This is a genomic window from Sphingopyxis sp. CR5 (assembly GCF_059693785.1).
Window position 1 is genome coordinate 342,527 of the sequence record NZ_JCATIE010000001.1, and the last position, 17,997, is coordinate 360,523.

The 17,997-nt window shown below is 68.0% G+C and carries 19 protein-coding genes; 8 read left to right on the forward strand and 11 right to left on the reverse strand.

Annotated elements, in window-relative coordinates:
* The first annotated feature begins 3 nt into the window (after window positions 1-3).
* Complete coding sequence (lpdA, locus tag AC58D2_RS01580; protein WP_497386675.1) at window positions 4-1,401, forward strand: dihydrolipoyl dehydrogenase; 1,398 nt, start codon at window positions 4-6, stop codon at window positions 1,399-1,401.
* A gap of 55 nt (window positions 1,402-1,456) precedes the next feature.
* On the opposite strand, the gene AC58D2_RS01585 is transcribed toward lpdA, so the two are convergent.
* Window positions 1,457-1,915 (reverse strand): GNAT family N-acetyltransferase, encoded by a 459-nt coding sequence (locus tag AC58D2_RS01585; protein ID WP_497386677.1) that lies wholly within the window; start codon window positions 1,913-1,915, stop codon window positions 1,457-1,459.
* Between the two features lie 102 nt (window positions 1,916-2,017).
* Between AC58D2_RS01585 and AC58D2_RS01590 the strand changes: the two genes are divergently transcribed.
* The 3 genes from AC58D2_RS01590 to AC58D2_RS01600 all read left to right on the forward strand — a co-directional run bounded on the left by AC58D2_RS01590 (window position 2,018) and on the right by AC58D2_RS01600 (window position 3,975).
* On the forward strand, window positions 2,018-2,665 hold the full coding sequence (locus tag AC58D2_RS01590) for a trimeric intracellular cation channel family protein (protein ID WP_497386679.1): 648 nt from the start codon (window positions 2,018-2,020) through the stop codon (window positions 2,663-2,665).
* A 97-nt stretch (window positions 2,666-2,762) separates the two neighbouring features.
* Window positions 2,763-2,993, forward strand: coding sequence for a hypothetical protein (locus tag AC58D2_RS01595; protein WP_497386681.1), 231 nt, complete (start codon window positions 2,763-2,765; stop codon window positions 2,991-2,993).
* Between the two features lie 79 nt (window positions 2,994-3,072).
* The gene (locus tag AC58D2_RS01600; protein ID WP_497386683.1) at window positions 3,073-3,975 is read left to right on the forward strand and encodes an alpha/beta fold hydrolase; all 903 of its coding nucleotides are present in this window, start codon (window positions 3,073-3,075) and stop codon (window positions 3,973-3,975) included.
* Here AC58D2_RS01600 and sppA read toward each other — a convergent pair.
* The 6 genes from sppA to AC58D2_RS01630 all read right to left on the reverse strand — a co-directional run bounded on the left by sppA (window position 3,972) and on the right by AC58D2_RS01630 (window position 10,866).
* Window positions 3,972-5,954, reverse strand: a complete 1,983-nt coding sequence (sppA, locus tag AC58D2_RS01605) for a signal peptide peptidase SppA (protein WP_497386685.1) — start codon at window positions 5,952-5,954, stop codon at window positions 3,972-3,974. The two genes, AC58D2_RS01600 and sppA, sit on opposite strands and share 4 nt — an antisense overlap.
* A gap of 78 nt (window positions 5,955-6,032) precedes the next feature.
* Window positions 6,033-6,959 (reverse strand): SDR family oxidoreductase, encoded by a 927-nt coding sequence (locus AC58D2_RS01610; RefSeq protein ID WP_497386687.1) that lies wholly within the window; start codon window positions 6,957-6,959, stop codon window positions 6,033-6,035.
* Window positions 6,956-8,059: a glutamate 5-kinase gene (proB, locus tag AC58D2_RS01615; RefSeq protein ID WP_497386690.1), complete on the reverse strand. Its 1,104-nt coding sequence runs from the start codon at window positions 8,057-8,059 to the stop codon at window positions 6,956-6,958. Before proB ends, AC58D2_RS01610 begins: the two co-directional genes overlap by 4 nt.
* Window positions 8,060-8,106: 47 nt before the next feature.
* Window positions 8,107-8,901 (reverse strand): MipA/OmpV family protein, encoded by a 795-nt coding sequence (locus AC58D2_RS01620; RefSeq protein WP_497386692.1) that lies wholly within the window; start codon window positions 8,899-8,901, stop codon window positions 8,107-8,109.
* A gap of 78 nt (window positions 8,902-8,979) precedes the next feature.
* A complete protein-coding gene (gene obgE / locus AC58D2_RS01625; RefSeq protein WP_497386694.1) occupies window positions 8,980-10,020 on the reverse strand; it encodes a GTPase ObgE in 1,041 nt (346 codons plus the stop codon).
* 237 nt (window positions 10,021-10,257) lie between these two features.
* Entirely contained in the window at window positions 10,258-10,866 is a 609-nt protein-coding gene (locus AC58D2_RS01630; RefSeq protein ID WP_497386696.1) for a TetR/AcrR family transcriptional regulator, read from the reverse strand.
* A gap of 76 nt (window positions 10,867-10,942) precedes the next feature.
* Here AC58D2_RS01630 and AC58D2_RS01635 point away from each other — a divergent pair, with 76 nt between their 5' ends.
* Both AC58D2_RS01635 and AC58D2_RS01640 read left to right on the forward strand, forming a co-directional pair.
* Entirely contained in the window at window positions 10,943-11,836 is an 894-nt protein-coding gene (locus AC58D2_RS01635; protein WP_497386698.1) for a metal-dependent hydrolase, read from the forward strand.
* Between the two features lie 109 nt (window positions 11,837-11,945).
* The gene (locus AC58D2_RS01640) at window positions 11,946-12,476 is read left to right on the forward strand and encodes a GNAT family N-acetyltransferase (protein WP_497386700.1); all 531 of its coding nucleotides are present in this window, start codon (window positions 11,946-11,948) and stop codon (window positions 12,474-12,476) included.
* Between the two features lie 107 nt (window positions 12,477-12,583).
* Here the strand turns inward: AC58D2_RS01640 and AC58D2_RS01645 are convergent, their stop codons facing one another.
* Together AC58D2_RS01645 and AC58D2_RS01650 are read right to left on the reverse strand one after the other, a co-directional pair.
* Window positions 12,584-13,030: an NfeD family protein gene (locus tag AC58D2_RS01645; RefSeq protein WP_497386702.1), complete on the reverse strand. Its 447-nt coding sequence runs from the start codon at window positions 13,028-13,030 to the stop codon at window positions 12,584-12,586.
* A 1-nt stretch (window position 13,031) separates the two neighbouring features.
* Window positions 13,032-13,946: an SPFH domain-containing protein gene (locus tag AC58D2_RS01650; RefSeq protein WP_497386704.1), complete on the reverse strand. Its 915-nt coding sequence runs from the start codon at window positions 13,944-13,946 to the stop codon at window positions 13,032-13,034.
* A 68-nt stretch (window positions 13,947-14,014) separates the two neighbouring features.
* On the opposite strand from AC58D2_RS01650, the gene AC58D2_RS01655 reads away from it, so the two are divergent.
* Both AC58D2_RS01655 and AC58D2_RS01660 read left to right on the forward strand, forming a co-directional pair.
* The gene (locus AC58D2_RS01655) at window positions 14,015-14,824 is read left to right on the forward strand and encodes an HpcH/HpaI aldolase/citrate lyase family protein (protein ID WP_497386706.1); all 810 of its coding nucleotides are present in this window, start codon (window positions 14,015-14,017) and stop codon (window positions 14,822-14,824) included.
* 72 nt (window positions 14,825-14,896) lie between these two features.
* The gene (locus AC58D2_RS01660) at window positions 14,897-16,393 is read left to right on the forward strand and encodes a M20/M25/M40 family metallo-hydrolase (protein WP_497386708.1); all 1,497 of its coding nucleotides are present in this window, start codon (window positions 14,897-14,899) and stop codon (window positions 16,391-16,393) included.
* A gap of 2 nt (window positions 16,394-16,395) precedes the next feature.
* Here the strand turns inward: AC58D2_RS01660 and AC58D2_RS01665 are convergent, their stop codons facing one another.
* Together AC58D2_RS01665 and AC58D2_RS01670 are read right to left on the reverse strand one after the other, a co-directional pair.
* Window positions 16,396-16,566 carry a hypothetical protein gene (locus tag AC58D2_RS01665; protein WP_497386710.1) on the reverse strand — a complete coding sequence of 57 codons (171 nt, stop codon included), beginning with the start codon at window positions 16,564-16,566 and terminating at the stop codon, window positions 16,396-16,398.
* On the reverse strand, window positions 16,563-17,936 hold the full coding sequence (locus AC58D2_RS01670; RefSeq protein ID WP_497387155.1) for a class II 3-deoxy-7-phosphoheptulonate synthase: 1,374 nt from the start codon (window positions 17,934-17,936) through the stop codon (window positions 16,563-16,565). The genes AC58D2_RS01665 and AC58D2_RS01670 overlap by 4 nt, the downstream gene beginning before the upstream one ends.
* Window positions 17,937-17,997: the final 61 nt, after the last annotated feature.

The following is a 17,997-nucleotide window of genomic DNA, read 5'->3' on the forward strand; positions in this document are numbered from 1 at the left end:
ATGATGGCTGACTATGATTATGACGTTCTGGTGATCGGGGCCGGTCCCGGCGGCTATGTCGCGGCGATCCGCGCGGCGCAGCTCGGGCTCAAGACCGCATGCGCCGAGGGACGCGAAACGCTCGGCGGCACCTGCCTCAACGTCGGCTGCATTCCGTCGAAGGCGATGCTCCACGCGTCGGAATATTTCGACGCCGCCGCAAATGGCGCGATGGAAAAAATGGGGATCAAGGTAAAGCCCCAGCTCGACCTCGACACAATGCACGGCCAGCGCAAGGACGCGGTCAAGGGTCTGACCGGCGGGATCGAATTTCTGTTCAAGAAGAACAAGGTCGACTGGCTGAAGGGCTATGCCAAGTTTACCTCCGCCGACACGGTTGAAGTCGCGGGGAAGGCGGTCCGTGCGAAGAATATCATCATCGCCACCGGCTCGTCGGTGACCCCGCTGCCCGGCGTCGAGGTCGATAATGACAAGGGCGTGATCGTCGATTCGACCGGCGCACTCGAGCTCGCCAAGGTGCCGGGGCATATGGTCGTGATCGGCGGCGGCGTGATCGGGCTCGAACTCGGCAGCGTGTGGCGCCGCTTGGGTGCCAAGGTCACCTGCGTCGAATTCCTCGACCAGATCCTGCCCGGTATGGACGGCGACGTCCGCAAGGAAGCGAACAAGATCTTCAAGAAGCAGGGCATCGAATTCAAGTTGAAGACCAAGGTCACCAAGGCCGAGGTGAAAGGCAAGAAGGCGGTGCTGACGCTCGAACCCGCGGCTGGCGGTGAAGCCGAGACGCTGGAGGCCGACGTCGTGCTCGTGTCGATCGGGCGCCGCCCCAACACCGACGGGCTTGCACTCGACAAGGCGGGGCTGGAAGTCAACCAACGCGGCCAGATCGAGACCGACCATGATTTCCGCACCAAGGTCGACGGCATCTGGGCGATTGGCGACGTCGTGCCGGGCCCGATGCTCGCGCACAAGGCCGAGGATGAAGGCATCGCCTGTGCCGAGAATATCGCGGGACTGACCGGCATTGTGAATCACGATGTCATCCCGTCGGTGGTCTATACGATGCCGGAGATCGCCGGTGTCGGCCTGACCGAAGAGGCAGCGAAGGAACAGGGCGAGGTCAAGGTCGGCAAATTCCCGATGCTCGCCAACAGTCGTGCCAAGACCAACCACGAGCCCGACGGCTTCGTGAAGGTGATCGCCGATGCGAAGACCGACCGCGTGCTCGGCGTCTGGTGCATCGCGAGCGTCGCGGGCACGATGATCGCGCAGGCCGCGCAGGCCATGGAATTCGGCGCGACCTCCGAGGACATCGCCTATACCTGCCACGCGCATCCGACGCACAGCGAGGCGATGAAGGAAGCAGCGATGGCGGTGACCGGCAAGCCGATCCACGTCTGATCGACCATGCCCATGAACGGGTCTGCCCGGATTGCCGGGCGGCCCTTTTCTTGGCCTAAACGTCGAGACGCATCAGCACCGCCTCCGGGCCATAGGCCGGATAGGGCGCGATCGGCCGGAATCCCTGCCGGTCCCAATAGCCGTCGGCGCCGCCGACCGCGACCAGGCTGATCTCTGTGAACCCCGCGGTGCGCGCATCGCGGATTGCGAGGCCCAGCGCCGCGGCGCCCCTGCCGCCGCCCCGTGCGGGCGCGAGGAGGGCAATATCGTGGAGATAATAGGTGCCGGCATCGACGGGCAGGGTGCCGAGCGGCGCGTCGAGCGCCGGCGGCGCATCGCGATGCCAGGGATGCGCGATCAGATAGCCAGCGGGTTCGCCCGCGATCGCGCATACATGGCAGCCCGCCGGATAGAGCGCGAGCCGCTCGGCATAAATCGCGCGGCGTTCCGAATAGGCGCCGTCGTGGACGGCATCGGAGATTGCGGCCACCGCGTCGAGGTCGTGGGGGCGCATCGGGCGCCAGCCTGTCCTGTCCATGGCCGGACTGTGCCAGCGGCGGGCATGCCTGTCACCTGCGCGAGACAGGTCCGCTTTTAGGCGATATAGGGCGCCCCGATGAAAGCCGACCTGCCTTCGATCATCGCGCTCGCCGATCTGGCCGGGATCGGCGTGTTCGCGCTCACCGGCGCGTTGATGGCGGTGCGCCTGCGCCAGACGCTCGTCACTGCGGGCTTTTTCGCGTTGGTAACGGGCGTCGGCGGCGGCAGCGTGCGCGACCTGTTGATCGGCGCGCCCGTGTTCTGGATCCAGGACGGCGCGGTCGCCGCGGTGTGCATAGCGATCGCGCTGCTCGTGTGGGTGACCCCCGAACGCTGGTGGCAGGGGCGGTTGCTCGAATGGGCCGACGCGGTCGGTCTGGCGGCCTACAGCGTCTTCGGCACCGCCAAGGCGACGAGCTGGGGCGTGCCGGTCGTTCCCGCGTTGTTGATGGGCGTCATCACCGGCTGCGTCGGCGGGATCATCCGCGACATGCTCGCCGGGGTGCCGTCGATCATCATCCGTCCCGAAATCTATGTGACCGCGGCCGCGTTGGCGTCGGGCCTTTACCTGCTCCTGATCTGGATCGGCGCGGGAACCGCGGTCGCGGCGATCACAGGGGCGGCGGCGGGCTTCGCGCTACGCGGCGCGGCGATCCGATGGTCGCTGGCCCTGCCAGTCTATCGAGGGCGCGACGATCAGGGGCCCGGCCGCGAACAGTTTTGATCTGTCATAATTCGACCTAAATGTCGATTTAACCCTGTTGTCCTAAACAGCCCGATCGAAAGAGGCTGGACAAGGTCGCGACGCTCCCCGGATTTCCATGACGTTCCTTTTGATGTCTTTCGGCGCGGGCGTGCGGGCGCCCGCCTGCACGCACGCGTGCGGGGGCGGTGAGGCCGGCCTGCCCGCGCTCGTGCTCGTCGCGGCGCTGATGCTTGCCTGGCCGATGATGCTCCGCCTGGGCGTGAAAGCCGGGAGGGCGATCAAGGCGCTTGCGGCGATGCCGCGAACCGGCCGCATGCGTCGGCGCACCAGGTCCGCGGCCCGCTAGTCTACCAGTTGCAGCAAAGGCTTGACCGCTGGAAAAGGTGCGGCAAAGCTTGGTCCATCGAGCGATGGGGGACAGCCACATGACCACCGACCAGGCGACCGTGAATGGCGTACGCCTCGCCTATGAGGACCGCGGACCGCGCGACGCGCCGTCCATCCTGCTCGTCATGGGGCTGGGCGGGCAATTGACTCTGTGGCCCGACGAGTTCGTCGACGCGCTGGTTGCGCGCGGCTTTCGCACCATTCGGTACGACAATCGCGACGTCGGCCTGTCGACGCGGTTCGACGCGGTGGGGGTGCCTAACCTGAAATGGATGTTCGTCAAGGCGGCGATCGGCCTGCCCGTGCGCAGCGCGTACAGCCTCGCCGACATGGCTGCCGACGGCATTGCGCTGCTCGACCATCTTGGGATCGCGCGCGCGCATATAGTCGGCGCGTCGATGGGCGGGATGATCGCGCAGCATATTGCGGCGCGCTACCCGCAGCGCGCGCTGTCGCTGACTTCGATCATGTCGACGACCGGCAATCGCCGCCTGCCGCGCGCCAGGAAGGAAGCGATGCAGGTGCTCGCGAACCGTCCGATCGGTGGCGATCCGGAGGCGATGATCGCCTATTCGGTGCGGGCAGCGCGAGTCATCGGCAGCCCGGGCTATCCCGCCGAAGAGGAGCGGCTGCAACGCCGCGTGCGGGCCGATTACGAGCGCGGCTTCTATCCGCAGGGTGTCGCGCGCCAGATGGCGGCGATCGTCGCCGACGGCGACCGGCGCTCGATGCTGAAGCGCGTGACCGCCCCGACGCTCGTCATCCACGGAGAGGACGACCCGCTCGTGCCGCCGGCGGGCGGGCGCGACACCGCGGCCAGCATCGCGGGCGCGCGGCTGATGACGATCCCCGGCATGGGGCACGACCTGCCGCTCGCGCTCGTCGATACGCTTGCCGACGCGATCGCCGGCCACGCAGGCGCGGCGGCCGCCGCCGCCTAGCGCAGCAACAGCGCGAGGTTGGCGAACAGTCCTTTCGTCCCGGCTGCCGGATGCGCCGTCGCGGGGCGATAGGCGCGGCAGTCGAGGCACGCCGCCTGCACCGAACCCGCTTCGCTCGTCAGCAGGCCGACATCCTGAGACAGCCGCTGTTCGAGCAGCTGTCGTTGCGCCGCGGCGACCCCGAACCAGCCGCTTTGCACGTGCGCCTGTCCGCTGTCGTTGCCGAGCAGTCCGGCGAGGATCTTCGAATATTCGCTCGGCTCTTCCTCGAAATATTTCGCGTGGAAATCGCCCTCGACCTTCGCGAGCCTGGCCGCGGCGGCGAGCGCGTCGGGCAGCCCGCCGAACTGGTCGACGAGGCCGAGCTGGCGCGCGGTGCCGCCGGCCCAGACGCGACCCTCGGCGATGGTGCGGATCTTCTCGATCGGTTGCTTGCGGCTCTTGGCGACCAGGCCGGTGAAGCGGGCATAGATGTCCTCGACGCTGGCCTGGGCGAGCGTGTTGAACGTGTCGTTGACGCCGCCCAATATGTCGGGCTGTCCCGACAGCGGGGTCGTTGCAATGCCGTCGGCGGTCACGCCGATCTTGCCGAGCGCCTTGTCGAAGCTCGGGATGATGCCGAAAACCCCGATCGAGCCGGTGATCGTGTCGGGCTCGGCGAAGATACGATCGGCGGGGGTCGAGACCCAATAGCCGCCCGACGCCGCGACGTTCGCCATCGACACGACGATCGGCAGCTTCTTCGCCTTGGCCGCGAGCAGCGCCTGGCGGATTTCCTCGGACGCCATCACCGACCCGCCCGGGGAATCGACCCGCAACACGATCGCTTTCACGCTGCTGTCGGTCGCGGCATCCAGAATATGTTCGGCAATCGTTTCGCCGCCCGCCTGTCCGGGAGGGGCTTCGCCATCGACGATCTCGCCGACGACGGGCACGACCGCGATCGTGCTGCCCTTGTCCTTTGGCGGGTTGGCGGCGACCCAGTTTTCGAGCGGGATCGCCTTGTAATCCCACGGACGCTGGTCGTCCTCGGTGCCGCTGATGTCGGCGACGCGCTCGCCGAAGGCCATGCGGCTGCCGAGCTTGTCGACGAGCCCGGCGTCGAGCGACGCCTTCGACAGGTCGTTGCCCGCCGCTGCGACGAGCGCGGGGGCGTCGGCGACGAACGCATCGACCTTTGCCTTCGGCCGCGCCGCCTTCACGTCGGCGAGCCATTTGTCCCAGAGAACGCTGGCGTAGGCGAGATTGGCCTCCTTCGCCTCCGGCGACTGGTCGCTGCGCAGATAGGGCTCGACCGCACTCTTGAACGTGCCGACGCGATAGATATGGGCGGTGATGCCGAGCCGGTCCATCAGGCCTTTGTAATAGAGGCGCGAACCGCCGGGCCCGGCGAGCGCGACGCCGCCGATCGGGTCGGCCCAGATTTCGCTTGCGTGCGAGGCGATCTGGTAGCTGTCGGTCGTATAGGCGGTGGCGAAGGCGAGCACGGGCTTTTTCTTGGCACGGACCTTGTCGATCGCGCCGCCGATTTCGGCGAGCGACACCTGTCCGCCGCCGAGGAAGCGATCGAGGTCGAGCACCACCGACGTCACCCGGTCGTCCTGCGCCGCGGTCTCGAGCGCATGGACGACGTCGCGGACGCGGATTTCCTTGAGATTGTTGCCGCCGGAGAGCGCCGCATAGGGGTCTATTTCGGTCGGCTGTTCGGTGACCACACCGTCGAGTTCGATCTGCAGGGCGCCCTTGCTGACCGGCAGCGCGCTGTTGGGGCGTCCCATGAGAAGGCCGAAGAGCAGCACGAAAAACAGCAGGAGGAAGATCAGGGCGAGCCCGTCCTTGATCGCGACGAGCAGGTTCCAGACCTTGCGCGGAAAGCTGGTCGCGGGTCGCGGTGCGTCCGGGCCGGGCTGTGCGGCGCGAACGGGAATGGCCCAGGGGCCCTGTTTGTCGCTTGGCGGAGTGGCGGTGGTATCGGTCATGCCGCAAGGATTAGTCGCGCCGCCGATCCTTGGCAATGCACGCTTCGACCGGCGGCGGTTGGCAGCCCACCGGCGACGTCAGAGCCAGCCTTGCGCCCGGTACCAGCGCGCGGTTTCCGCCAGCGCCTCTCCGGTCGCGATTTCGGGCGCCCACAATGCCGACGGCGGAACCGCCCCATCGGCGACCACCCAGTCGGGGTGTGCGATATAGCGGGCGCGGTCGGCGGTCAGCTTGGCGCGGCGACGGCGCACGAACGGATCGATGCGCCCCCCGGCCTTGAGGATCGGCGCCGGAACCGCGAGCGTCGAAACATGGCTGCGGCCGACCGCATGCCCGATCGCCTGCGCGAAGGCGCGGTGCGACCAGCCGTTCGGGCGGCCGTCGTCGGGCTCGTAAAGCTGTCCGATGCTCATATGCCGCTCGCCGGCCAGCGCGACGAGCAACCGCGCGAGCTCGTCGACATAGATCGCCGACATGCGGCCGCGCGGCGGCAGCAACGCGATACCGCGCCGGGCCATGCGGAAGAGATCGAGCATTTCGGTGTCGCCGGGTCCGAAGACGGCCGGGGGGCGGACAATCGTCCAGTCGAGCCCGCTGGCCCGAACGATCGTTTCGGCTCGCGCCTTCGACCAGCTATAGTTGGACAGGTCGGGTTCGCGCGCCGCAAGCGACGAAACATGGACGAAGCGTGCGATGCCCGCGCGGCGCGCAGCGTCGACGACATGGCCGGTCGCGAGCGCGTTTCCTGCCTCGAAATCGGCACGGGTCGGTACGTTGACGACGCCGGCGACATGCACGACGACCTCGCTGCCGTGCGCCATTTCGGCAAGGCTGTCGGGCCGGTCGAGGGCGCCCGCGATCCAGGTCACCCCCGCCCGCTCGGGCTGCGGACGGCGCGTGAGCGCGCGGACATGCCAGCCCCCGGCAACCGCGCGCGTCAGCACCGCGCCGCCGACGAAGCCTGTCGCGCCGGTCATCGCGAGGACGGGCCGGGCGGCGGTCATACCAGTACCATATGGTCGCGGTGGACGACCGCGGCGCGCGGGGCATAGCCGAGCGCGGCCTCCTGCGCGTCGCGGCCCAGACCGAGAATCGCGGCGAGGTCCGCCGCTGGATATTCGGACAGGCCGCGCGCGACGGTGCGCCCGTCGGGACCTGCGATGTCCAGAATGTCGCCACGCGCGAAATCGCCGCTCGCGCCGGTGATGCCGGCGGCGAGCAGGCTCGCGCCTGCCCGAAGGGCCCCGACCGCGCCGGCGTCGATCGTGAGCCGCCCCTGAGCGGTCAGGCCGCCGGCGAGCCACGCCTTGCGCGCGCTCGCGCCCTTTTCGGCGACGAAGACGGTGTGCCGTGCCTCGGCGGACAGGGGCCGATCGATCCGGCCCGAGGCAATCGCGAGATGCGCGCCGGCGGCCCCCGCAATGCGCGCCGCGGCTATTTTCGACACCATGCCGCCGGATCCCATGCCCGACGCCGAGCCCGTGTCGGCCATCGCCTCGACCGCGGCGTCGATGCGCGCGACGCGGGGGATATGCCGCGCGCCGGCCAGCGCCGGATTGCGGTCGTAGAGGCCGTCGATGTCCGACAGGAGCACGACCCCCTGCGCGCCCGCCGCCTGGGCGATGCGCGCGGCGAGCCGGTCGTTGTCGCCGAAACGGATTTCCTCGGTCGCGACGCTGTCATTCTCGTTGATCACCGGTACCACCCCGAGGCTGAGGAGGCGATCAAGGGTGGCTGCGGCGTTGAGGTAACGGCGGCGATGTTCGAGGTCGCCCAGCGTCACCAACATTTGTGCAGCGGTCAGGCCCTCGGCGCCGAGCACGTCGGCCCATACGCCTGCGAGTGCGATCTGGCCGGTCGCGGCGGCCGCCTGTGCGTCCTCGAGGCTCGCGCGTCCGCCTTTCGCCAGGCCCAGCCGCCGCGCGCCGAGCGCGATCGCGCCCGAAGATACCACCGCGACATGCTGTCCCGCACGCGCGCGGTCGGCGATATCGGCAGCGATGCCCGCGAGCCATTCGCGCCGGACCGCGCCATGGTCGTCGACGAGCAGCGCCGATCCGATCTTGACGATCAGCCGCGGACAGGAGGCGGGGGCGAACAACATGCCGCCGCCGATAGCGCGCGCAGACGTCCGCGCCAACGGCTATTGCGTCAGCGGTCGCCGCCGAACGTATAGCTGAGCGCGATGCCGCCCGACGGCTGGTCGCGCGATCCAAGCGCGCGCGTGACCGGGGAGTCGGCCGCGTCGCCGACCAGCCGGTCGTAGCGCGCATAGAGTGCGATGCCCCAATTGCCGCCGATCTGGCGCAGATAGCCGGCGGTGACGCCGACCGACTGGACCCCGCCGCCGGGATCGAAGGCGGTCAGGCCCGACGCCGCGACGTCGGCAGGGGCGACGCCGAAATAGGCGCGCGTGTATCTGGCGTCGCCCAGGGTGACGCGCGGGCCGATCGAGAAAAGCCAGTCGTCGCCCTGTCGCGCGACATAGTCGGCGCTCACTTCGCCGACCCAGCCCTTATGCCCGTTCAGCGCCTTGCGTCCTTCGGCGCGGACGCGAAATCCGGGCGTCACCGACATTTGCGCAAAGGCGCCCGCCTCGACGCTGAGGCCCACCTTGGGAAGCGGCGCGCCGAGCTTGTCCGGGGTGCGCTTGCCGATGAAGCCGAAGGCCGGACCGAAGGCGAATTTGCCGCTGTGGACGAGGGGGGAGCCAAAGCTCTCGTCGGGCGCCTCGAACTCGAAGGGCACACCTTCGGGCGAGCGCGACAGGTCGACATAGGGGCCAAGGCTATAGCGATCGGCGCCGGGCCAGGACGGCGCGAGCTGCGGGCCGAGGATCAGGCGCGTGCGCTTTGCCGGGCCGTCGGGGGTGTCCTGCGCCGACGCCGGGACGGCCAAGGCGGCGAGGGGCAGGCAGGCGAGGGTGAGGCGAACGGCGCGGTGCATGGGAAAATCCTTGTTGTTTGAAAGGCAATCCCCCGGCGGAGGCTTGGTTCCGCGACGCCGCGTCGCTGTTTTTCGGCGTCAGATCGGCGACCAGTCGCCGTCTTCGCGCCCATCCTCTTCGGCGGGTCTTGCGGGGCCGATGGCCTCCAGCAGCTTGTCGAGCACCGCTTCGACGCCGGCTCCGCTCGCGCCCGACAGCGCCATTACGGGATGGCCGCTCGCCGCTTCGAGCTCGGCCGACAAGGCGGCGATCAGCTCGTCGTCGAGCGTATCGACCTTGTTGAGCGCCACGATCACCGGTTTGTCGGTCAGGCCGGCGCCATAGGCGTCGAGCTCGTCGCGCACGACGCGATAGCTGGTCGCGACATCGGGGTCGTTCGCATCGACAAGGTGGAGCAATACGCGGCACCGTTCGATATGACCCAGGAAGCGGTCGCCGATTCCGGCGCCGTCGGCGGCCCCCTCGATCAGTCCCGGAATGTCGGCGACGACGAATTCATGCCCCTTGTGGCTGACCACGCCGAGCTGCGGGCGCGTCGTCGTGAAGGCATAGGCGCCGACTTTCGCCTGCGCATTGCTGACAGCGTTGATGAAGGTCGACTTGCCGGCGTTGGGCAGGCCGACGAGGCCCGCGTCGGCGAGCAGCTTCAGCCGCAGCCACACCCACATTTCCTCGCCCGGCCAGCCGGGGCCGTGCTGGCGCGGCGCGCGGTTGGTCGAGCTTTTGTAGCTCGCATTGCCGCGCCCGCCGTCGCCGCCGTGCAGAAAGACGACGCGTTCGCCCTCTTTGGTGAGGTCGGCAAGCAGCGTGCGGTCCTCGTCGTCGGCCAGGATCTGGGTGCCGACCGGCACCTCGATGACAAGGTCGGGACCGCCCGCGCCCGTGCGGTCGCGCCCCGCGCCCGGCGTCCCGCGCTTGGCCTTGAAATGCTGGGTATAGCGAAAGTCGATCAGCGTGTTGAGGCCCGCCACCGCCGCGAACACGACATCGCCGCCCTTGCCGCCATTGCCGCCGTCGGGACCGCCATATTCGATATATTTCTCACGCCGGAACGACACGGCACCGGGGCCGCCGTCGCCGGACTTCACGAAAATCTTGGCCTGGTCGAGAAAGTGCATCGCGGCCCTTTAAGGGGAAGGCGGGGATTTGGCTAGGTGGCGCCGGATTTCGCGGGCGGCGGGATCAGGTGTCGGTAGGGGGGGAGCGGGAGCAGACATTCACCCATCTTCGTCATCCCGGACTTGATCCGGGATCCATAGGCTCCAGCGCTGCGTAAATGGATCCCGGATCAAGTCCGGGATGACGATTAAAATAGGGTCGTCGATCTGCCAAAGCCGGTTGTTCGCGCTACGCTTTCAGCAATCCGCCTTCCCGCCCTGCTCGGCCCAGAAAGCCGCGATACGCCCGGTAATCAGCTCGGTTGCAAGCCCGCGCGCGGTGTCGCGCGGCAGGCCGAGCGCCTCGGCCATCGGGCCGCCGAGCTGGGCATCGCCCATCGCCATCAGCACGAGCGCCAGCGTGTCTTCGTGCATCAGCTTCTTTTCGTGCGCGTCGGGACTCATGCCGTCGATCAGGCGGTGGATCGCCTCGACGATCGGGTCGAGCGCATCGTCGTTGCCCGTCGCCGCCATCCAGGTCGCAAGCGCGCCGGCGCCGCCGCTGTCGAAGGCGTCGAAGGCGAGGTCGACGATCTCGCGAACGTTGCGCTCGCCGGGGGGCGAGGCGGTCATCCTTGCCGCGATCGTGTCGCACACGGTTTCGGCCAGATAGGCGGCGAGCGCGCGCTGAAGCCCCGCAGCACTGCCGAAATGATGCAGGAGATTGGCGTGAGTCCGATCGATTCGCGCCGCGACGGCCTTCAACGTCACCGCCTGCGGCCCCATTTCGATCAGGATCTGCCGCGCCGCTTCGAGCGCGACCGACCGGCTTTCTTCCGGGCTGAGACGCTTCTTCGCTATTGACACCACTGTAAGTAATTCCTAGATGCTTGCCCCTGTGGCGCCCCCGCGCCGACACCACCTAAACGCCGGTGAGGAACATATGTCCAGCCTTTCGCTTTCGCCGACCCCGCACGACCTGTCGATCACGCCGCGCGATCGCCGCTTCGGGCGCGACGACAAGCAGGGTCGCTGGTGGCTGAACGGCGACCCGATCGCCTCCGCCTTTCACACCGCGCTGTCGGTGACCTTTCCGAAGGGCGAGGCGATGTTCATCGAGGCGGTGAAGGCGCACCGCGACGGCGTGCCCGAAAAGCTGGCGCGCGAAATCCGCGCCTTTACCCAGCAGGAAGTGATCCACAGCCGCGAGCATGTCGTGTTCAACCGCAAGGCGGCGGAGGCGGGCTACGATCTTTCGGAGCTCGAGGGCGACGTCGATCAGGTGATGGAGTTGATCAGACAGCGCCCGCCGATCGTCAACCTGATGGCGACGATCGCGCTCGAACATTATACCGCGATGCTCGCGTCGATCATGCTGTCGAACCCGAAGATGTACGATGGCGCCGAGCCCGAATGGGGCGCGCTGTGGCAATGGCACGCGATCGAGGAGATCGAGCACAAGGGCGTCGCCTATGACACCTGGCTCCACGCGACGAAGGACTGGAGCCGCTGGCGGCGCTGGAAGGCGAAGTCGCTGATGATGCTCGTCATCACGACCCGCTTCTGGCCGAAGCGCGTGCGCGGCATGAAGGCGCTGCTCGCGCAGGACGGTCTCGGCGGCTGGCGGGTCACCGCGCGCATCTGGTGGTATCTGCTCGGCTCGCCGGGGGTGCTGCGCAAGAGCTTCCTGCCGTGGCTCGCCTATTTTCTGCCCGGCTTCCACCCGTGGAACCACGACGATCGCGCGCTGATCGGCAAATATGAAAGCGATTACGCCGCCGCGGTGATGCCCGAACAGGCATCGACGGCGCCGCGCGAGGCCGCCGCCGCGGCCTGAACCCGCTCCTTGCGGAGGCGGCGGGCACGGTGCGGTCTTCTCTCTCCCCCACCGTGTCCGCTATCGCGGGGCGCCTGCCTGGCTTGCCGTGCGCTGATAGCGCCGCGCCATGCCTTCGTCGCCGCCCGTCATCGAAACCGACCGCCTGCGGCTGCGCGAGCCGCGCCTAGCGGACAAGGACACGCATATCGCGATGTGGGCCGACGCGCGGGTGACGCGCTTCATCGGCGGCGAACCGCGTGCGCCCGATGTGAGCTGGGGCAAGTTTCTGGGGTCCGCGGGCCTCTGGCCGGTGATGGGCTTCGGCTATTGGGTCTTTGCCGACAGGGCGACCGACGCGCTGATCGGCATGGGCGGGCTGAGCTATTTCTGCCGTGGCATCCCCGAACTGGAAGGACAGCCGGAGGCCGGCTGGGCGTTCGACGCCGACCATTGGGGCGGCGGGCTCGCGACCGAGGCGATGACCGCCGCGCTCGGCTGGGCCGATGCGGCGCTCGACGCCAAGGAGGTCCGCTGCATCATCGATCCCGGCAACGCCGCGTCCGAACGCGTCGCGTCCAAGCTGGGGTTCGCCCGCATCGGCGACAGCGATGCGCTGGGGCATGTGGTCGCGATCTATAGCCGGCCGAGGGGCGGGTAGAAATATCCGTCGCCCCCGCGAAGGCGGGAAGGGCGTCGTCGTTATACGCGGCCGCGCTGCGCAAGGCCGCCGGCAGCCCCCGCCTTCGCGGGGGCGACGACATGACCTTAAACCGCCTCGACCACCAGAACCCCGCCGTCGGCGCTGACAACGCGAACCTTGGCGCCCTCGGCGGCGTCGGGGCCGCGCACCGGCCATTCGCCGTCGCCGACCCGCACGCGGCCGCGGCCATCCTCGATCGCCTTGGTGACGGTCAGCACCTCGCCCACGAGGCGGCCGCCGCGCTGGTTGAGCAGCGGGTCGGTGGAGACGATCGGATTGTCGTGGAGCCACTTGCGCGCGCCATAGAGGATCAGGACCGACAGCACCGCGAAAATGCCGAGCTGGAACGGAATGCCGATTGGCAGTACCCACGCGAGAACACCGGTGACGACCGCCGCACCGCCGAGCCAGATCAGGAAGAAGCCCGGCGCGACGATCTCTGCCGCGGCCAGCAGCACGCCGAGCGACAACCACGCCCAATGCGGTTCGAGGGTGGCGAGCCAGCCGGGCATGTCAGCCCCCCGCCTTGCGGTCGAGCGCGTCGCGCGCCAACTCGCCGATGCCGCCCAGGGTGCCGATGAGCTGCGTCGCCTCGACCGGGAACAGGATCGTCTTGGCGTTGGGGCTGGTCGCGAACTGGCTTACCGCTTCGACATATTTCTGCGCGACGAAATAGTTGATTGCCTGCGCATTGCCGCTCGCGATCGCATCGCTGACCATCTGCGTCGCCTTGGCCTCGGCCTCGGCCTCGCGTTCGCGGGCTTCGGCGTCGCGAAAGGCCGCCTCGCGCCGACCTTCGGCCTGTAGGATCTGTCCCTGCTTCTCGCCCTCGGCACGCAGGATTTCCGACGCGCGCAGCCCCTCTGCCTCCAGGATCGCGGCGCGCTTTTCGCGCTCGGCCTTCATCTGGCGCGCCATCGCGTTCGAAATGTCGGCGGGCGGGCGGATGTCCTTGATCTCGACGCGGGTGATCTTGACCCCCCACGGGGTCGTCGCGTCGTCGACGACATGGAGCAGGCGCGCGTTGATCTCGTCGCGCTTCGACAGCGTTTCGTCGAGGTCCATCGATCCCATCACGGTGCGCAGGTTCGTCGTCGTCAGGTTCATGATCGAGAGGTAAAGGTCGCTGACCTCATAGGCGGCCTTCGCAGCGTCGAGCACCTGGAAGAAGACGACGCCGTCGACCGCGACCATCGCATTGTCCTTGGTGATGATCTCCTGCCCCGGAATGTCGAGCACCTGCTCCATCATGTTCACCTTGCGCCCGACGCGGTCGAAGATCGGCATGATGAAGTTGAGCCCCGGCTGAGCGGTGTGGGTGTAACGGCCGAAACGCTCGATCGTATAGGCGTAGCCCTGCCGCACGGGCGTCAGCGCCCAGACCAGAAACACCAGGGCGAGTATGACCAGCGCCAGCGCGAAATACATGTCGATCCCCTCTCTCTATTGCGCCCCCACTATTGCGGCAACGGCTGCGCTGCGCCACAGAAAAGCGCATGACCGATATCGATTTCGCCCCGCGCTCGCTGTTGTACGTTCCCGGATCGAATGCGCGCGCGCTAGAAAAGGCGCGGGGACTTGCCGCCGACATGCTGATCATCGATCTCGAAGATGCGGTGCCCGCGGATCGCAAGGAAGACGCGCGGGCGGCGATGCGCGCGGCGGTGGCGGACGGATATCCGGGCAAGCGGATCGCGGTGCGGATCAACGGGCACGGCAGCCCGCACCAGTCGGCCGATCTCGGCGCGGTCGCGGAGCTCGCGCTCGATGCGGTGGTGCTCCCGAAGGTCGACGCGCCCGGCGATGTCGACCCTGCGCGCGGGCTCGGCATTCCGATCCTCGCGATGATCGAGACGCCCGCCGCCATCTATGCGGCGCGCGCGATTGCCGCCGATCCGGGGGTGCGGGGGCTGATCGCGGGGCTTAACGACCTCGCGCACGAGCTGAAACTGCCACCCGGCGGCGATCGCGGTGCGATGAGCCTTTCCATCCAGGCGATCGTGCTCGCCGCGCGCGCGGGCGGCGCCTGGTGCTTCGACGGCGTCTATAATGCGATCGACGATGCGGACGGCTTCGCCGCCGAAGCGGGCGAGGGGCGTCGGTTCGGCTTCGACGGCAAGACGCTGATCCATCCGTCGCAGGTCGATCCGTGCAACGCGGCCTTCGCGCCGTCGGGGCAGGAGATTGCGGCGGCCGAGGCGCTCGTCGCGGCCGCGACCGGCGGGGCGCAGCGGCACGAGGGGCGGATGATCGAGGATATGCACGTCGCGGCGGCGCGGGTGCTGCTCGCGCGCGCCGCATCCTGACAGGACCGCGCCGCCCGTCGTTCGACGAACGCATCTTGCCTGATGGGGGGCGCCATGTCATGCGGCCGACCCATGCAGAATCCCGCTTTTCGAGCCGCGGTCGCGGCCCTCGCCCTTCTTGCCGCGCCGGCGGTCGAGGCCCGGAGCGCCGACGCGCCGGTCGCCGAAGCCGACCTGGCGGCGCACATGCGCACCCTGTCGAGCGACGCTTTCGAGGGGCGTGCTCCGGGAAGCGAGGGCGAGGATCGCACGATCGCCTATATCGTCGGGGCATGGGCCGGAGCGGGGCTCGAACCGGTGCCGGGCAGCGCGACGCCGTGGCTTCAGCCCGTTCCCTTCGTCGAAAGCGAGCCGTTGGAAAGCAGCGCGCGGTTCCGCGTGCGCGGGCGCGATTTCGCGCTGGAGGATGACGGCATCCTGTTGAGCGGCCGCGATCCGTCGGTATCGCTGAAGGATGTCCCGGCGCAGTTCGTCGGTTATGGCGTCGATGCCGGTGGCCGCCCGAACGCCGACGTCCGTGGCAAGCTGGCGATCATGTTGATGGATACGCCGCCGTTCGGCAAGACGCAGCCGCGCTATCGCGAGCGGCGCCAGATGCTCGCCGACGCCGGCGCGGTGGGGGTGCTCGTCATCGCGACCGACGCGGTGCCGTGGGGGCGGCTTCGCGACGCGCTGGGTGCGAAGACGGTGCGGCTAGGCGGCGACGAGGGAGAAGGGCCGCAAATCTCCGGCTTCCTGTCGCTCGAGGCGTCCGATGCGCTGTTCGCCAAGGCGGGACTGGACGGCACCGCGCTGCGCGAGGCCGCGAAGGCGCCCGACTATCGCGGAGCCGTCCTGCCGGTGGCCGCCGATATCGACACGCGGACCGCGATCCGCCCCTTTGCGAGCAACAATATCATCGCAAAGCTGCCCGGCGCCAAGCCCGACGGCAAGGCTGTGCTGTTCCTGGGCCATTGGGATCATCTGGGCATCTGCCGTCCCGCCGATGCCGACGACCGCATCTGCAACGGCGCGGTCGACAACGCGAGCGGGATCGCGGTGCTGATCGAGGTCGCAAAGCGCCTTGCCGCGGGCCAGCGTCCCGACCGCGATATATATTTCATGGCGACGACCGCGGAAGAAAAAGGCCTGCTCGGCGCGCGCTGGTTCGCCGACCATCCGGTGCTGCCGCTGAAGGACATCACCGTTGCGCTCAACGTCGACACGATCGCCATCTCGCCGCGCGGCACACCGGTTGCGACCATCGGGCGCGGCAAGCCGGCCTATGATGCGATGGTACGCAGCGTCGCGACCGGATTGGGGCGCACGATCGATTCGGACGGCGAAGCCGACGCCTTTGTCCAGCGGCAGGACGGGTGGGCGCTGGGGGCAAAGGGCGTGACGTCGCTGATGGTCGGGGGCAGTTTTTCCGACATGGCGTTGCTCGAGGCCTTCCTCGGCAGCGATTATCATCAGCCCGCGGACGAATTTTCCGACAAGATCCCGCTTGGCGGCGCGGCAGAGGATGCGGACCTGCACGTCGCGCTCGGCCGCGCTTTTGCCGATACGAAGCGATGGCCGGGCGATTAAAGTCAGCGTGTCAGGACGAAATAGGCGACGTAGAACCAGCTGAAGAGGCCGTGGATGATCGCCCACAGCACCGACTTGTGGGTCGTGAAGCTGATCGCGATTGCCAGGGCGCTGCCGAAGCCGACGCCGTTGCGGATCACCTCGTTCTGGACGATGACCCGCCGCTCGGTCATGCCGCCTGCTTTGCGCGCTCGGTCATTTCCTGATTGAGCATTTCCGCCAGCAGGAAGGCAAGCTCGATGCTCTGCCCGGCGTTGAGGCGTGGGTCGCAGTGGGTGTGATAGCGGTCGGCAAGATCCATCTGGGTGACGTCCATCGCACCACCGGTGCATTCGGTGACATTCTGGCCGGTCATTTCGATGTGGATGCCGCCGCCGTGCGTCCCCTCGGCGCGGTGGACCGCGAAGAAGCCGCGCACTTCGGCGAGAATGCGCTCGAAAGGCCGGGTTTTGTATCCGGTCGACGTCTTGATGACATTGCCGTGCATCGGGTCGCAGGACCACACGACCGGATGGCCCGATTCCTTCACCGCGCGCACCAGCCTGGGCAGATACGCTTCGATCTTGTCGTGGCCGTAACGCGTGATCAGCGTCATGCGCCCCGGGACATGGTTCGGATTGAGCGTGTCGAGCAGTCGCAACAGCGTGTCGGGCTCCAGGCTCGGACCGCATTTCATGCCGACCGGATTGCCGATGCCGCGCAGATATTCGATGTGCGCCGATCCCTCGAAGCGGGTGCGGTCGCCGACCCACAGGAAATGGCCCGAGGTGTCGTACCAGCCGCCGGTCAGGCTGTCCTGCCGGGTCAACGCCTGTTCATAGGGGAGCAGCAGCGCCTCGTGGCTGGTGTAGAAGCTGGTGCCCTTGATCTGCGGCACCGTTTCGGGCGTCACGCCGCACGCTTCCATGAAGGCGAGCGCTTCGGAAATGCGCGCCGCGGTTTCCTGATATTTCTTCGCCCACGGACTACGGTCCATGAAATCATGCGTCCAGGCATTGACTTGGTGCAGGTTGGCATAGCCGCCATGCGCGAAGGCGCGCAGCAGGTTCAGCGTCGCCGCCGACTGGTTGTACGCCCTGATCATCCGTTGCGGGTCGGGTTCGCGGCCCTCGGCTGCAAAGGCGATGTCGTTGATGATGTCGCCGCGATAGCTGGGCAGCGACGTGCCGTTCACCTCCTCCATGTCGGCGGACCGAGGCTTGGCGAACTGGCCCGCCATGCGGCCGAGCTTTACCGTCGGCATCTTCGACGCAAAGGTCAGCACGACCGCCATCTGGAGCAGCACGCGAAAGGTGTCGCGGATGTTGTTCGGGTGAAATTCGGCGAAGCTTTCGGCGCAGTCGCCGCCCTGGAGCAGGAACGCCTTGCCCTCGGCGACGCGCGCGAGTTCGCTCGTCAGCTCGCGCGCCTCGCCGGCAAAGACGAGCGGCGGATAGTCGGCGAGCTCGCGCTCGGCGGCGGCCAGCGCGGCTTCGTCCTTGTATGTCGGCAGCTGCTTCGCTTCGTGCGAGCGCCAGCTGTGCGGTTGCCAATTCTGCGTCATGGTTGGGGTCTTCACTGTTCAAAAATCGAATCGGGCGCTGCCTTGGCGTGATTGGGCCACG